13 protein-coding genes and 1 pseudogene are annotated in these 14,647 nt (G+C 73.9%); 5 read left to right on the forward strand and 9 right to left on the reverse strand.

The window, feature by feature from the left end; genetic code table 11:
* The 3 genes from G5C62_RS20540 to G5C62_RS20550 form a co-directional block, all read right to left on the reverse strand.
* The coding region (locus tag G5C62_RS20540; protein WP_241176031.1) for an MFS transporter at positions 1-1,069 on the reverse strand (1,069 nt) is incomplete at its 3' end.
* A complete protein-coding gene (locus G5C62_RS20545) occupies positions 1,066-1,500 on the reverse strand; it encodes a MarR family winged helix-turn-helix transcriptional regulator (RefSeq protein WP_036334681.1) in 435 nt (144 codons plus the stop codon). The genes G5C62_RS20545 and G5C62_RS20540, both read right to left, overlap by 4 nt.
* 110 nt (positions 1,501-1,610) lie before the next feature.
* A complete protein-coding gene (locus tag G5C62_RS20550) occupies positions 1,611-3,170 on the reverse strand; it encodes an NCS2 family permease (RefSeq protein WP_164702465.1) in 1,560 nt (519 codons plus the stop codon).
* A 165-nt stretch (positions 3,171-3,335) separates the two neighbouring features.
* On the opposite strand from G5C62_RS20550, the gene G5C62_RS20555 reads away from it, so the two are divergent.
* Positions 3,336-3,545, forward strand: coding sequence for a DUF2530 domain-containing protein (locus G5C62_RS20555; RefSeq protein WP_036334679.1), 210 nt, complete (start codon positions 3,336-3,338; stop codon positions 3,543-3,545).
* Positions 3,546-3,641: 96 nt separating this feature from the next.
* On the opposite strand, the gene G5C62_RS20560 is transcribed toward G5C62_RS20555, so the two are convergent.
* Complete coding sequence (locus G5C62_RS20560; protein ID WP_164702466.1) at positions 3,642-4,463, reverse strand: DUF3027 domain-containing protein; 822 nt, start codon at positions 4,461-4,463, stop codon at positions 3,642-3,644.
* Positions 4,464-4,718: 255 nt separating this feature from the next.
* Here G5C62_RS20560 and G5C62_RS20565 point away from each other — a divergent pair, with 255 nt between their 5' ends.
* Entirely contained in the window at positions 4,719-5,225 is a 507-nt protein-coding gene (locus G5C62_RS20565; protein ID WP_241176032.1) for a DUF2771 family protein, read from the forward strand.
* A 229-nt stretch (positions 5,226-5,454) separates the two neighbouring features.
* Here G5C62_RS20565 and G5C62_RS28265 read toward each other — a convergent pair.
* The 4 genes and pseudogenes from G5C62_RS28265 to G5C62_RS20585 form a co-directional block, all read right to left on the reverse strand.
* Positions 5,455-5,646 (reverse strand): annotated as a pseudogene (locus G5C62_RS28265) (cold-shock protein); the annotation flags it as partial.
* A gap of 143 nt (positions 5,647-5,789) precedes the next feature.
* Positions 5,790-7,445, reverse strand: a complete 1,656-nt coding sequence (locus G5C62_RS20575) for an AMP-binding protein (protein ID WP_164702467.1) — start codon at positions 7,443-7,445, stop codon at positions 5,790-5,792.
* Entirely contained in the window at positions 7,442-7,663 is a 222-nt protein-coding gene (locus G5C62_RS20580) for a hypothetical protein (RefSeq protein WP_036334673.1), read from the reverse strand. Before G5C62_RS20580 ends, G5C62_RS20575 begins: the two co-directional genes overlap by 4 nt.
* 116 nt (positions 7,664-7,779) lie before the next feature.
* Positions 7,780-8,298, reverse strand: a complete 519-nt coding sequence (locus G5C62_RS20585; RefSeq protein WP_164702468.1) for a hypothetical protein — start codon at positions 8,296-8,298, stop codon at positions 7,780-7,782.
* Between the two features lie 65 nt (positions 8,299-8,363).
* Here G5C62_RS20585 and G5C62_RS20590 point away from each other — a divergent pair, with 65 nt between their 5' ends.
* The 3 genes from G5C62_RS20590 to G5C62_RS20600 all read left to right on the forward strand — a co-directional run bounded on the left by G5C62_RS20590 (position 8,364) and on the right by G5C62_RS20600 (position 13,971).
* Complete coding sequence (locus G5C62_RS20590) at positions 8,364-10,622, forward strand: helicase C-terminal domain-containing protein (RefSeq protein WP_164702469.1); 2,259 nt, start codon at positions 8,364-8,366, stop codon at positions 10,620-10,622.
* A gap of 140 nt (positions 10,623-10,762) precedes the next feature.
* A complete protein-coding gene (locus tag G5C62_RS20595) occupies positions 10,763-12,046 on the forward strand; it encodes a cyclopropane-fatty-acyl-phospholipid synthase family protein (protein WP_164702470.1) in 1,284 nt (427 codons plus the stop codon).
* Positions 12,047-12,285: 239 nt separating this feature from the next.
* A complete protein-coding gene (locus tag G5C62_RS20600; RefSeq protein ID WP_036334667.1) occupies positions 12,286-13,971 on the forward strand; it encodes a DNA repair helicase XPB in 1,686 nt (561 codons plus the stop codon).
* Between the two features lie 82 nt (positions 13,972-14,053).
* Here the strand turns inward: G5C62_RS20600 and G5C62_RS20605 are convergent.
* Positions 14,054-14,647, reverse strand: a 594-nt coding sequence (locus G5C62_RS20605; protein ID WP_164702471.1) for an aminotransferase class I/II-fold pyridoxal phosphate-dependent enzyme, incomplete at its 5' end; no start/stop codon positions are given.

A 14,647-nucleotide genomic window follows, 5' to 3' on the forward strand; every position in this document is an offset into this window, starting at 1 on the left:
CCCGGCCGCGCATGTGCGGGTCCACGCCCAGCTGCACGAAGCTGTTGCAGGCCACGCTGAACACCAGCGCCGCTGCGCCGGTCGGGATGAGGACGGCGGCGAACGCGTAGTAGTTGCCCATCAGCCCGCTGACCACGAGCAGCAACCCGAACGCGACGGCGGAGACGATGAGGAAGCGCTGCAGCGGCCGCGCGCTGCGCCGGGTCGACAGCAGTGCACCGGACAGCGAGCCGACGGCGTAGGCGGTGGAGAGCAGCCCGAATGCGCCGGCGCCCAGGTCGAACACCTCCCGGGCCATCAGTGCGATGGTGATCTGGGAGTTGAAGCCGAAGGTGCCCACGCAGAACGCGAGCAGCATCGCCAGCTGCAGGTCCGGGTGCTGTCGGGTGTAGACCAGCGTCTCCCGCAGCTGGCCGCGCGAGCGGGCGACCGGCGTGCTGCGGCTGAGCTCCCCGACCCGCATGGCGGCCAGCGCGGCGATGGTGGACGCGTACGTGGCGGCGTTGACCAGGAACGCCGGGGCGGTGTCGCCGCCCGAGACCGCGATCAGCGCCCCGGCCACCGCGGGGCCCACCAGCCGGGCGCTGTTGAACACCGTGGAGTTCAGGCTCACCGCGTTGGCCAGCAGGTCCGAGCCGACCATCTCCGAGACGAACGACTGGCGCACCGGGACGTCGAGCGAGGACACCACGCCCAGGCCCAGGGCCAGCAGGTAGACGTGCCACAGCGCGATCGCGTCGGCGGCGACCATCAGGCCCAGCGTCAGGGCGAGCACGCCCATGACGGCCTGGGTGAGCATCAGCACCCGGCGCTTGTCGTACCGGTCGGCCAGCACCCCGCCGTAGAAGCTGAAGAACAGCGTCGGCCCGAACTGCAGGGCGGTGGTGATGCCCAGTGCGACGCCGCTGTCCCCCGACAGCTGCAGCACCAGCCAGTCCTGACCGATGCGCTGCATCCAGGTACCGGTCTGGCTGACCAGGTTGGCCGAGACGTAGAGCCGGAAGTTGCGGACGCGCAGCGCGCGGAACATGCCGGCGCGTTCCGTGCGGTCAGGAGGCGTCGAGGTCACCCACTGGCGAGCTTCTCCATGATCACCGCGGCCTCGCGCAGCACGGTGCGGTCCTCGGCGGACAGCTCCTGGAGCCGGCCGGCCAACCACGCCTCGCGGGCCCGGATCTCCTCGGTCAGGAGCTCCTCGGCCTCCGCGGTCAGGTCGATGACCACCTGCCGACCGTCGGTGGGGTGCGGGGTGCGGGTGACCAGCCCACGGGACTCCAGCGCGACGACCACCCGGGTCATCGACGGCGGCTGCACCCGCTCGTGCGCGGCCAGCTCACCCGGGCTCATCGGACCGTGCCGCTTGAGGGTCGACAGCGCCGCCAGGTGGGTGAGGGTCACCGAGGTGTCCACCCGCTGGTTGCGCAGCCGCCGGGAGAACCGCATGACGGCCAGCCGCAGGTCGTGGGCGAGCGCCGCGGTGTCCAGCGTCGTCCGTGCCACGTCTGCCACCTTAACCGGAGTAGAAAGCCTGCCTAACGAACGGTAGGTGATGGAACGGCCCCGTCCCGGGCCCTCCCTGAGCCTGCGAAGGGTGGGGAGGACGGGGTCCTTCAGAGGAGCTGCTGGATCGGCTCGAGCGCGAAGTAGACGACGAAGACGGCGGCCACCACCCACATGAGCGGGTGCACGTCGCGACCGCGGCCGACCGCCAGCCGCAGCAGCACGAAGCTGACCACCCCGGCACCGATCCCGTTGGTGATCGAGTAGGTGAACGGCATGAGGGCGATCGTCAGGAAGGCGGGGATGACCAGCGACATGTCGTCCCAGGACAGGTCGCGGATCTGGCTGATCAGCATGGCGCCCACGATCACCAGCACCGGAGCGGCGGCCTCGGAGGGCACCACCTGCACCAGCGGTGTGAAGAAGGCGGCCACCAGGAAGACCAAGCCGGTGACGACGCTGGCCAGGCCGGTGCGGGCGCCGTCCCCGACGCCGGCGGCGCTCTCGATGTAGGTGGTGTTCGACGAGATGCTCGACGCGCCACCGGCCGCCGCGGCCAGCGAGTCGACCAGCAGGACCGGCTGGGAGCGGGGCAGGTTGCGGTCCTCGTCGAGCAGGTCGCCCTCGGCGCCCACCGCCGTCACGGTGCCGACGGTGTCGAAGAAGTCGGCGATCATGATCGAGAAGACGATGAGCAGAGCGGCCAGGACACCGATCCGGTCGAAGCCCCCGAACAGCGAGAAGTTGCCGATCAACGACAGGTCGGGCAGGCCGAACCAGTCGTCGGGCCAGGAAGGCACCTGCAGCGCCCAGCCCCGCGGGTCCAGCTCGTTGCCGTCGGGGCCCACCCGCGGCCCGATGCCGGCGATCGCCTCGACCACGATGGCGAACAGCGTCGTGAGCACGATGCCGATGAGCAGCCCGCCCCGGACCTTGCGGACGACGAGCACGCTGGTGAGCAGCAGGCCGACGACGAAGGTGAGCATCGGCCACCCCGCCAGCTGGCCACCGACGCCGAAGCTGATCAGCGGCAAACCGGGCCGGATGACGCCGGCGTCGGCCAGCCCGATGATGGTCAGGAAGAAGCCGATGCCGACCGCGATCGCGATCTTCAGCTGGGCCGGGATCGCCTCGAACACCGCCCGGCGGAAGCCGGTGAGCACCAGCACGGCGATCAGCAGGCCCTCCAGCACGACCAGCCCCATCACCTCGGGCCAGGTGAGCTGGGTGGCGGCGTAGACGGCGACGATCGCGTTGATGCCCAGGCCGGTGGCCAGCGCGAACGGGTAGCGCCCCACGATGCCCATCGCGATGGTGATCACGCCGGCCACGAACGCGGTGACGGCGGCGACCGAGGCGAACGGCAGCGTGTTCCCGTTGACGTCCGCGCCGGACAGGATGATCGGGTTCAGCACGACGATGTAGGCCATCGCGAAGAAGGTGGTGAAGCCACCACGCACCTCACGGACGACCGTGGACCGCCGCTCGGTGATCGAGAAGTAGCGGTCCAGCCCGTTCTTGGGGCGCACCCTCGGCCCGGGGCTGCGCCGGGGGCCGGTCACGACCTCCGCGGGGGTCCCGGCGTCGGCCGGTGCGGGCGCGGAGCCGACTGCGGTCGCACCGGTGCCACTGACGACCTTGCGGGCACGCTTGCGGGACTTGTCGGGCATGGGTGGACCCCCGGGGACGGCGACCGACACGGCTCCGGCGGGGTCGACGTCCCCGGCGGGCCGCCCGGTGCGGGTGGCATCGAGCGGCGACAGCGTGCCACACCGCCCGGGCGCGTCGGACGGACCACCGTTCCGACCTGCGGTTCAGCGGCCTAGGGTCGGGGGGTGCCCGCTCCGACCCGGCCCTCTCCGCCGCCCCTGCAGGTCGACACGGTGCGGGTGGTCCTGACGGGTACCGCGCTGTGGGCGATCGCCCTGGTGGTGCTGCTCCTGCTCGGCGACCGGGTCGACCCGGTCTGGACCTGGACCTGCGTGGCCGGCATCGTGCTGCCCGGCCTCGGGCTGGCGCTCATGCGCTGGCAGGGCCAGCGCTGAGGCGACCTGCTGCCTTGCACGCCGAGTGGACGCACTGCACGTGCTGCAGGACGTGCACAGCGGGTGGAGAGCGTGCAGTGCGCCTCGGCGCCGGGCTCAGATGACGTCGAAGTCCGCGGTGTCGTAGCGCGCCGTGGGCGTGAACTCGGCCGGCTCGCCGTCGGTGCGCTCCAGGCTGGCCTGGCTGTGCGCACCGCAGCCGTAGTCGGCGGTGACGACGTGCCCGTCGGCCGGGGCGTAGGCGTTGCTGCAGGCCCCGAGCGAGAGCCGGAGCGAACCGGCCAGCGGCAGGTAGAAGCCGCAGGTCGAGCAGGGGCCGGGGGCGTGCCGGGCCATCGACGAGCGCGGCCCGAAGTCCCCGTCGCGCCAGCGCTGCGCGGCCTCGATCCGCCCTTCGGGTGAGAGCACCCGCTCCCGGCCGATGCCCAGCTCCTCGGCGACGACGCGGCCGGCCGGGTCCTCGGCGGAGTCGTCGTCGGCCAGGTACGCGGGCACCAGCCGGGCGTCGTCCTCGGTGGAGGGCAGGACGTCGCCCACCGACAGGTCGCCGGGGCGCAGCCGCTCGTGCCACGGCACCCAGGCGGGGGCGAGCAGCGCCGAGTCACCCGGGAGGAGCACGACCTCGTCGAGGGTGACCTCCTCGGCGCCGGGCACCGTGGCCAGTGTCACGGCCCAGTGCCACCCGGCGTAGCCGAGCAGGGTGGCGGCGAAGGAGTGCGTGCCGACGACGCCGAGCGCGGGGTCGGCCTGCTCACCGAGCGCCTCCGGGGTCACCCCCAGGTGCTCGCCGACCGCCGCCGGGTCACCGGCCACCTCGATCGCAGCGGCCCGGGCCTGCTCGACCGCAGCGGCCAGCACCTCGTCGGGAGAGGAGCCAGGGGACGCGGCGGCAGGAGTTGAGTCGGACACGTCCCCCATTGTCGCCGATGGTGGCAAGGCCGTCCCGGCCAGGGAGCCGTCTTCCACCCGCCGCGCGCACAGGCGACTGCGGCACCATGGGCGTGTGCCCGACGCCTCCACCCCGCGCACGCCGGGAGCTGGGGATCGCGCCGGCCATCACCGGCCGGTGGGGCTCCCCGTGGCTGCAGCGCTGCCGGTGCTCGCCGTCGGCCACACCCTCTGGAGCCTGCGCAGCCGCCGGGTCATCCGCACCACCGACCGGGAGGCGACACAGTGAACGGCGCAGGACGAGCATCGGGGACGGCACTGCTGAGCGGGGTGCTGCTGCTCGCCGGGTGCGGGGACTCCGGCAGCTCCGGCGGAACTGCCGGGGACGACGGCGGGACCGTCCCCTCGGTCACCGTGCAGGCCGGGGGGGACCCGATCACCGTCAACCCGACCCAGTACTGCCTGGACGGGGAGGGGCAGCGCTACCGGACCGAGCCGACGTACCTGGAGGTCGCGCCGGACACCGAGATCGTGCTGGAGGTGCCCGACGTGGTGGCCGAGGCCGGCTGGAGCGTCCAGGTCTTCGACGAGCGGCTCGAGAAGCGGATCGGCGACATCGACGTGCCGGCCGGCACCGCCGTCCTCGACGAGATCAACACCTCCGACGTCATCCCCCCGACCTACTACCTGGTGGTCGTGGAGGACTCCGACACCGACGCCTGCGAGGGGCTCTCCGGCGCCTGGCCGGTGGGGTTCATCCGCGCCGACACGACCACCAGCCCCGCCGGCTGACGGCCCCGCTGCAGGGGCCCTGCAGCGGGGTCCTCCGTCAGGCGTCGAGGTCGTCGGCGACCGCGCGCAGCACCGCGGCGACCTTGCGGGCCATCGGCTTGTCGGGGTGACGCCCGTGCCGCAGGCCCTCCGAGACGCCGTCCAGCAGCGTGATCAGGTCCTCGATGATCGGCACCAGGTCGTCGGGCTTCTTGCGGGTGCCGGCGACCGCGGAGGGCAACGGGTCGAGCACCTGCACCTGCAGCGCCTGGTCACCCCGGCGGCCCTGGACGATGCCGAACTCCACGCGCTGGCCGGGCTTGAGCTCGGTGGTGCCGGCGGGCAGCGCGTCCTTGTGCACGAACACGTCCGGGCCGCCCGCGTGGGCGAGGAAGCCGAAGCCCTTCTCCGCGTTGAACCACTTCACCTTGCCGCTGGGCACGTCGATCCCTCAGTCAGTCGTTCCTGGTCCCGGCCGTCGCGGCCGGTGGCGTCGGCAACCGCGGTGGGCTGCGCTCCCGCCAGGTTAACCACGACCAGCCACCCCGCGGCCACCGCTTTCGGGCCGGGAGCGGGCAGCGGGGCTCAGGCGAAGTGGTGCGCGGCTGCCGCCTGCAGGCCCAGCTCGTCGATCGACGCCTCGCGCATCTCGACCTTGCGCACCTTGCCGGTGACCGTCATGGGGAAGGCGTCGACGACCTTCACGTACCGCGGCACCTTGTAGTGGGCCAGCTTGCCGGCACAGAAGGCCCGCAACCCCTCCGCGGTGAGCGGCTCCGCCTCCGCGCGCAGGCGCACCCAGGCCATCAGCTCCTCGCCGAACCGCTCGTCCGGGACGCCGATCACCTGGGCCTCGACGACGTCGGGGTGGGTGAAGAGGAACTCCTCGATCTCGCGCGGGTACACGTTCTCCCCGCCGCGGATGACCATGTCCTTGATCCGCCCGACGATGTTGAGGTAGCCGGCGTCGTCCATCACGGCCAGGTCGCCGGTGTGCATCCAGCGGGCGGCGTCGAGCACCTCGGCGGTCTTCTCCGGCTCGCCCCAATAGCCCAGCATCACCGAGTAGCCGCGGGTGCAGAACTCACCGGGTTGCCCGCGCGGGACGGTCAGCCCGGTGTCCGGGTCGACCACCTTGACCTCCAGGTGCGGGTGCACCCGCCCGACGGTCGACGTCCGCCGCTCCAGGTCGTCGTCGGCGCCGGTCTGGGTGGACACCGGGGACGTCTCGGTCATGCCGTAGCAGATGGTCACCTCCGCCATCCCCATCTCCTCGACCACCCGCTTCATCACCTCGACCGGGCACGGCGAGCCCGCCATGATCCCGGTGCGCAGGCTGGACAGGTCGTAGGAGGCGAAGTCCGGCAACGCCAGCTCGGCGATGAACATCGTCGGGACGCCGTAGAGCGAGGTGCACCGCTCCTCCTCCACCGCCCGCAGCGTCGCGGCGGCGTCGAAGCCGGGCGCCGGGATGACCATCGTCGCGCCGTGCGAGGTGCAGCCGAGGTTGCCCATCCCCATGCCGAAGCAGTGGTAGTAGGGCACCGGGATGCAGACCCGGTCGGCCTCGGTGTAGCCGCAGCCCTCGCCCACGAAGAACCCGTTGTTGAGCAGGTTGTGGTGGGTGAGCGTGGCGCCCTTGGGGAAGCCCGTCGTCCCGGAGGTGTACTGGATGTTGATCGGGTCGTCGGGCGAGAGCTGCGCCGCCCGCTCGACCAGCCGGGCCCGGTCGCCCGCCCGGCCGGTCTCCAGCAGCTGCGCCCACTCCTCGTCACCGAGGAACACGACCTCGCGCAGGTCGGGGCAGTCCCCGCGCACCTCGTCGACCATGGCGCGGTAGTCGCTGCCCTTGAACTCCGGCGCGGCCACCAGCACCGAGATGCCCGCCTGGCGCAGCACGTAGGAGAGCTCGTGGGTGCGGTAGGCCGGGTTGATGTTGACCAGGACGGCGCCGAGCTTCGCCGTCCCGTACTGCACGAAGACCCACTCGGCGCAGTTCGGCGCCCAGATGCCCACCCGGTCGCCCTTGGCGACGCCGAGGGCGTCCAGGCCGAGCGCGCAGGCGTCGACCTCGGCGACCAGCTCGGGGTAGGTCCAGCGGCGGCCCGTGGCGCACTCGACGAGCGCCTCGTGGTCGCCCACCCGCGCTGCCGTCCGATCGAGGTCGTCCCCGATCGTGTCGCCCAGCAGGGGCACCGTGGAGGTGCCGCTGCTGTAGGACGGCAGCGCGGGGGCCGTCACCGGCCCTCGCCCGCCATCAGGCCGGCCCGGTTGGGCTTGTCGACCGGGTGGGCGTAGCGCAGCCGCTCCGGCGGGAGCGGGAAGGCGTGGTCCTCACCGAACGGGGAGAGACCGCCGGCCATCTCGCTGACCAGCTCGGTCACCGGCGGACCGTCGCCGCTCGACTGCCCCCAGGTCGGCTCGACCAGGTGAGCGTGCTTCGCCTTGCGCTTGGACATGACGCCTCCAGTTGCTCTGCCGGGCCCGGGAGTGCTGCCCGGGTGCCTCGTCGGCCATCTTCCCGCGTCGCACCCGGCTTCCGCACGCCGCGGGGTGGCCGTGTCGCTGGGAGGGGTCAGCGCCGGCCGGCCCGCCGGGCGCCGTAGACCGTGCCGGCGCCGTCGGCGGTCAGCAGCCACTCCCGCGGGGAGACCTCGGCGTAGCGCACCTCGGCGCCGTCCAGCCGCTGCACCGCGCGGGTGCGCCAGACGGCGGTGGACATCAGCTGCAGCCGCAGCGGCTCGTCGGTGAGCTCGTCGTACCCGACCGGCTCGACCTGCAACAGCGCCGGGCCGGCGATCCGCAACCGCCCGTGCTGCCACGGCTCCCGGGCCAGGGCGGCGGTCCACCGGCGGGCGCGCAGCCAGGCGCCCAGCCCGATGACGGCCACGACCAGCCCGCCGACGAGGAGGAGCACGACCATCAACCCGGCGAACGGCGGCCGCGCCCCGCCGTCGGCGGTGATCCGGATGACGGCGGCGCCCATCAGCCACCCCAGGACGACGGCGACCACGCCACCGGCCAGCCAGCGCAGCGCCCCCGCCCGGAGCGCGGCCAGGTCGGTGCGGGTCTGCGGGTCGTCGAGCGCGGGCACCCCGGGATGGTGACAGAGCCCGGCCCCCGAGCGGGCAGGCCGGAGCGCGACGTAGCGTGGACCGGATGCCCACGGACCAGCCCGCCACGCTCGCCGCCTGGCTGCGCACCCGCACCGACGAGCAGCTGGGCGCCCTCCTGGCGGCCCGGCCCGACGTCGCACGCCCGGCGCCCTCCGACGTGGTGGGGCTCGCGACGCGGCTCGCGGTGCCCGTCTCGGTCGACCGCGCGCTGGACGAGCTGGACGCCGCGACCCTGCAGGTGCTGGACGCGGTGCTGCTCTCCCCCACCGACGGCGTCCCGCGCACCGAGCTGCCCGGGCTGCTGCCCGACGTGCCGGCCGGGGTGGTCGAGTCCGCCGTCGAGACGCTGACCGGCCGGGCGCTGCTCTGGGGCGACGCCGACCTGCACGCCCCCGAGCCGGTGCGCCGGGCGGTCCGCTACCCCGCCGGGCTCGGCCGCCGGGCCACCGACCTGCGGATCGCGCTCCCCCGCGACCTGCCCGACACGCTCGCCGACCTGGCCGCCGACGAGCGCACGGTGCTCGAGCGGCTGGCCGGCGACCGCCCGGTCGGCCACCTCCCCGACAGCACCGACGGGTCGTTGAGCCCGGCCCGCCGACTGCTGCAGGCCGGGCTGCTGGCCAGGATCGACGCGGTCAACGTGGAGCTGCCCCGCGAGATCGGCCTGGCGTTGCGCGGGGACCGCCCGCTCGGCCCCCCGAGGCTGCGTCCGGATCCGGAGGTCAGCGAGCGGGACCCGGCGATCGTCGACCGGCAGGCCGCCGGTGCCGCACTCGAGGTGCTCAGCCGGGTGAACGACGTGCTCACCGCGCTGGAGGAGGAGCCGGCCGGGCTGCTGCGCAGCGGCGGGCTGGGCGTGCGGGACCAGAAACGGCTGGCCAAGGAGCTGCGCATCGGCGAGGCCGACCTCGCCTTCCTGGTCGAGGTCGCGCACGCCGCCGGCCTGCTGGACGTCGGCGGCGCGCAGCGCGACGAGTGGCTGCCGACCCGCGGGTACGACGCGTGGCGCGAGCAGGACCTGGCCGACCGCTGGGCACTGCTGGCCGCCGGCTGGCTGACCAGCGTCCGGCTCATCTCGCTGGTGGGCCAGCGCGACGTGGCCGGCAAGGCGGTCAACGTGCTGTCCCCCGACGTCGTCCGGCAGACCGCGCCCACGCTGCGGCGCTCGGCGCTGGGCGTGCTCGCCGAGTTCCCGCCCGGGCACGGTCTGACCGCACCGGAGTTGGTGGCGCTGCTGCGCTGGCGCACCCCCCGGCGGGCCGACCGGCTGGCCCCCGTCCCCGACCTGCTGGCCGAGGCCGACCGCCTGGGGGTGCTGGTCGGCGGCGTGCTGAGCAGCGGCGGGCGGGCCCTGCTCACCGGCGGGGAGGACGACGCCGCGGACGCGATGCGCGGGCTGCTGCCGGCCCCCGTCGACCACGTGCTCGCCCAGCCCGACCTGTCGCTGATCGCCCCCGGGCCACTCGTGGCCGACCTGGCCGCCACGCTCGCGGTCGTCGCCGACGTCGAGTCCTCGGGCGGGGCCACGGTGTACCGGGTGTCCGACGCGAGCATCCGGCGGGCCCTGGACTCCGGCTGGTCGGCCGGTGAGCTGCAGGACCTCTTCACCCGCGCCTCCCGCACGCCGGTGCCGCAGGCGCTGGAGTTCCTGATCGACGACGTGGCACGTCAACACGGGCGGCTGCGGGTGGGCGCCATCGAGTGCTACGTCCGCTCCGACGACCACGGCCTGGTCTCCCAGGTGCTCAGCGACCGGCGGACCGCCGGCGCAGAGCTCCGCCGACTGGCCCCGGGGGTGCTGGTCAGCGGGCTGGGCGCCGACGAGGTGCTCACCGTGCTGCGCGCCGCCGGGTACGCGCCGGCCGGGGAGTCCTCCGGCGGCGCGGTGCTTACCCGGCCGAAGGCGCCACCGCGGGCGGCCGGTCGCCGTCCTGGTGCGGTGGCTGCGGTCGGTCCCCGCCCGCTCGCCCCGGACGACGTCGCCGCCACGGCGCGCGAGATCCGGGCCGGGGACGCCGCCCTCGCCGCCCGGCGCACCGAGCCGGTGCGCCAGGTGCCCGGGGTGACCACCGCGAGCACGCTGGAGCTGCTGAGCCGGGCCGTGCGTGAGGGCCTGGCCGTCTGGCTGGGTTACGTCGACGCGCAGGGCAGCGGCAGCCAGCGGGTCGTCCTGCCGGTCTCGCTGGCCGGCGGCTTCCTGCAGGGGTTCGACGAGGGGCGCGGGGAGAGCCGCACCTTCGCCGTCCACCGGATCACCTCGGTCGCCCTGGTCGGCGCGGAGGACGCAGCCACGCCGTCCTGATCTCTGTTCCCTTGATCGGGTGAGTCCGGGATGATCAAGCATCCGCCCGGCGTTGCGCGGATCGGTTGGCGTGTGCAACCAGCTGTCGGGCAGCAGACCCCGGACCTCCGCTGGTTGCCTCCGGGGTGAGGAGCGTGGACATGACGAGGCAGCGGACGGTGGCCGATCGGCTGGCAGCGGCACTGGGAGCGGTGCTGGGGACGGCGCAGCCACCCCTGCGCCTGCGCGGGTGGGACGGCTCCCTGGCCGGGCCGACCGGCGCACCGGTGCTGGCGATCCGCTCCCGCCGGGCGCTGCGCCGGCTGCTGTGGTCACCCGGCCAGCTCGGCCTGGCCCGGGCCTACGTCGCCGGGGACATCGACATCGAGGGCGACGTCTTCGCCACCTTCGCAGCACTGCGCTCCGCCGGCCGGCTGGCCGAGACCGGCCCGATGGCCCCGCCCACCTGGCGCGAACGGCTCGGCCTGCTCGGCACCGCGGTGGCACTGGGGGCCCTCGGCCCCGAACCGGCACCCCCGGCCGAGGAGGTCGACCTGGGGCGGGCCGGACGACGGCACTCCCGGTCCCGCGACGCGGCGGCGGTCTCCCACCACTACGACGTCGGCAACGACTTCTACGAGCTCGTCCTCGGCCCCTCGATGGTCTACTCCTGCGCCGTCTGGGCCACCCCGGACACCGGGCTGGACGCCGCCCAGGAGGCCAAGCTCGACCTGGTCTGCCGCAAGCTGGGCCTCACCGAGGGGGCGCGACTGCTGGACGTCGGCTGCGGCTGGGGCTCGATGGCCATCCACGCCGCCCAGCGGTACGGCGCCGAGGTCGTGGGGATCACGCTGTCGGAGGAGCAGGCCCGGATGGCCCGCAAGCGGGTCGCCGAGGCCGGGCTGACCGACCGGATCGACATCCGGGTGCAGGACTACCGGTCCGTCGACGACGAGCCCTTCGACGCGATCAGCTCGATCGGCATGGCCGAGCACGTCGGCCGGGCCCAGATGCCCGAGTACGTCGCCCAGCTGCGCGCCCTGCTGCGCCCCGGCGGCCGGCTGCTCAACCACGCGATCAACTGGAACGCCGGCACGGCCACCCCCGACCCGGACACCTTCATCTCGCGCTACGTCTTCCCCGACGGGGAGCTGCTCGGGCTGGGCGAGACGGTCGGCCTGCTGGAGTCCGCTGATCTCGAGGTGCTCGACGTCGAGGCGCTGCGCCAGCACTACGCGCTCACCCTGCGCGCCTGGGTGCGGCTGCTGGAGGAGAACTGGTCCGCTGCCGTCGCCGCCTCCAGCGAGGGGCGTGCGCGGGTCTGGCGGCTGTACATGGCCGCCTGCGCGCTGGCCTTCGAGGCCGGGGACATGGGCGTCAACCAGGTGCTGCTGCAGAAGACCGGGGGCGAGCAGCCGCCGCTGCGCCGCACCGCCTGGGTCTGACCCGACTCGATCCCGCTGCGACTCCTGCCGGTTGAGCCGCGCCACCGACCGTCGAGCCGCGCCGTGCCGCGGCTCGACGGTCGACTCGGCGGCTCAGCCTCCGGCTCGCGGCCCAGCTGCCGACGCCTTGAGGTCGGTCGCACACCCGCGGCGCGGAAGGGGACGTCGTCCCCCGGCGTTACCGTGGACAGTCCGGCGCGCCCGTCTGCGCCGGAGCCCCGAACAGAGGATGCGTACGCGTGAGTGACGGCCCCCTGATCGTCCAGTCGGACAAGACCCTGCTGCTCGAGGTCGACCACCCGTCGTCCAAGGAGTGCCGGGCGGCGATCGCCCCGTTCGCCGAGCTGGAGCGCTCCCCCGAGCACGTGCACACCTACCGGGTCACCCCGCTGGCGCTCTGGAACGCCCGCGCCGCCGGCCACGACGCCGAGCAGGTCGTCGACGCGCTGGTCCGGTACTCGCGCTACCCCGTGCCGCACGCCCTGCTGGTCGACATCGCCGACACGATGGACCGCTACGGCCGGCTGACCCTGGCCAACCACCCGGTGCACGGGCTGACGCTGACCAGCACCGACAAGGCCGTGCTGGAGGAGGTCGTCCGCAGCAAGCGGGTGGCCCCGATGCTCGGCGTCCGCATCGACGCCGACTCGGTCGTCGTCCACCCCTCCGAGCGCGGCCGGCTCAAGCAGGCGCTGCTGAAGATCGGCTGGCCGGCCGAGGACCTCGCCGGCTACGTCGACGGGCAGGCCCACCCGATCGAGCTCGACCAGTCCGACTGGCACCTGCGCGACTACCAGCAGCAGGCCGTCGACGGCTTCTGGGCCGGCGGCTCGGGCGTCGTCGTGCTGCCCTGCGGTGCCGGGAAGACCCTGGTCGGCGCGGCGGCGATGGCCGAGGCCAAGGCGACCACGCTGATCCTGGTCACCAACACCGTCTCCGGGCGGCAGTGGAAGCGCGAGCTCATCGCCCGCACCACGCTGACCGAGGAGGAGATCGGCGAGTACTCCGGGGAGCGCAAGGAGATCCGGCCGGTCACCATCGCCACCTACCAGGTGATCACCACCCGCCGGAAGGGCGAGTACCGGCACCTGGACCTCTTCGACGCCCAGGACTGGGGCCTGATCGTCTACGACGAGGTGCACCTGCTCCCCGCGCCGATCTTCCGGCTCACCGCCGACCTGCAGTCGCGTCGCCGGCTCGGGCTGACCGCGACGCTGGTGCGCGAGGACGGCCGCGAGGACGACGTCTTCTCCCTGATCGGGCCCAAGCGGTACGACGCCCCCTGGCGGGACATCGAGGCGCAGGGGCACATCGCGCCGGCCGAGTGCGTCGAGGTGCGGGTCAGCCTGGACGACGAGGAGCGGATGACCTACGCGGTCGCCGAGCCCGAGGAGCGGTACCGGATCGCGGCGACCGCCCAGTCGAAGCTGCCGGTGATCCGCCGGGTCCTCGAGCGGCACCCCGACGAGCCCTCTCTGGTGATCGGCGCCTACCTGGACCAGCTGGAGGAGCTGGGCGCTGCCCTCGACGCCCCGGTGATCCAGGGGTCGACGACGAACAAGGAGCGGGAACGGCTGTTCCAGGCCTTCCGCACCGGCGAGATCCGCACCCTCGTCGTCTCCAAGGTGGCGAACTTCTCCATCGACCTGCCCGAGGCCGCGGTCGCGGTGCAGGTGTCGGGCACGTTCGGGTCCCGGCAGGAGGAGGCCCAGCGGCTCGGCCGGGTGCTGCGCCCCAAGGCCGACGGCCGGCAGGCGCACTTCTACACCGTGGTCAGCCGGGACACCCTGGACAGCGAGTACGCCGCGCACCGGCAGCGGTTCCTGGCCGAGCAGGGCTACGCGTACACGATCGTGGACGCCGCCGACCTGGCCGGCCCGGGCGAGGTCAACGGCCCCGACTGGGTCGACGAGCCCGCCGACTAGAGGAAGGACCCCCTCGCCCCCCAGCTTTCGCTCCGCTCGGGCCGGGCCCCTGCGAGGGGGCCGGGCCGAGCGGAGCGGTCCGTCAGCAGCTGCGGAGGACGCTGCCCAGCCGGGTCATGCCCTCGGCGATCCGCTCCGGCGTGTGCGTGGTGAAGGACAGCCGCAGCGTGGCTCGGTCGGGGACGCCGGCGTAGAACGCGGCCCCCGGCACGAACGCGACGTCGGCGGCGAGCGCCCGGGGCAGCAGCTCGGCGGTGTCCACGCCGCGGGGCAGTCGGACCCAGACGAACATGCCGCCGTCCGGCTCGGTCCAGGTGCTGCCCGTCGGCAGGGCCGCCGGCAGCGCGTCCACCATGGCGTCCCGGCGCCGCCGGTAGGCGGTCCGCAGCCGCGCGAGGTGGGTCTCGACGTCGGCCGTGGCGAACCAGGCCGCTGCGGCCGCCTGGTCGATCGTCGAGGTGTGCAGGTCGGCCGCCTGCTTGGCGACGGTCAGCGCCGGCAGCAGCCGGGACGGCGCCCGCAGCCAGCCCAGCCGCAGTCCGGGAGCGGCGATCTTGGAGAAGCTGCCCACGTGGACGACGTGCCCATCGGCGCCCGGCTGGGCGGCGAGCGGCGCGACGTCGTGGCCTCGGTAGCGCAGCTCGCCGTAGGGGTCGTCCTCGACCAGCCAGACCCC

The sequence above is a fragment of the Modestobacter sp. KNN46-3 genome (genome assembly GCF_011039295.1).

Excerpts from the sequence above, each read along its gene's own strand:
- G5C62_RS20590 (WP_164702469.1), top strand. The coding sequence starts at position 8,364 with ATGCCCACGGACCAGCCCGCCACGCTCGCCGCCTGGCTGCGCACCCGC.
- G5C62_RS20580 (WP_036334673.1), bottom strand. The coding sequence starts at position 7,663 with ATGTCCAAGCGCAAGGCGAAGCACGCTCACCTGGTCGAGCCGACCTGG.
- G5C62_RS20560 (WP_164702466.1), bottom strand. The coding sequence starts at position 4,463 with ATGGGGGACGTGTCCGACTCAACTCCTGCCGCCGCGTCCCCTGGCTCC.
- G5C62_RS20550 (WP_164702465.1), bottom strand. The coding sequence starts at position 3,170 with ATGCCCGACAAGTCCCGCAAGCGTGCCCGCAAGGTCGTCAGTGGCACC.
- G5C62_RS20595 (WP_164702470.1), top strand. The coding sequence starts at position 10,763 with ATGACGAGGCAGCGGACGGTGGCCGATCGGCTGGCAGCGGCACTGGGA.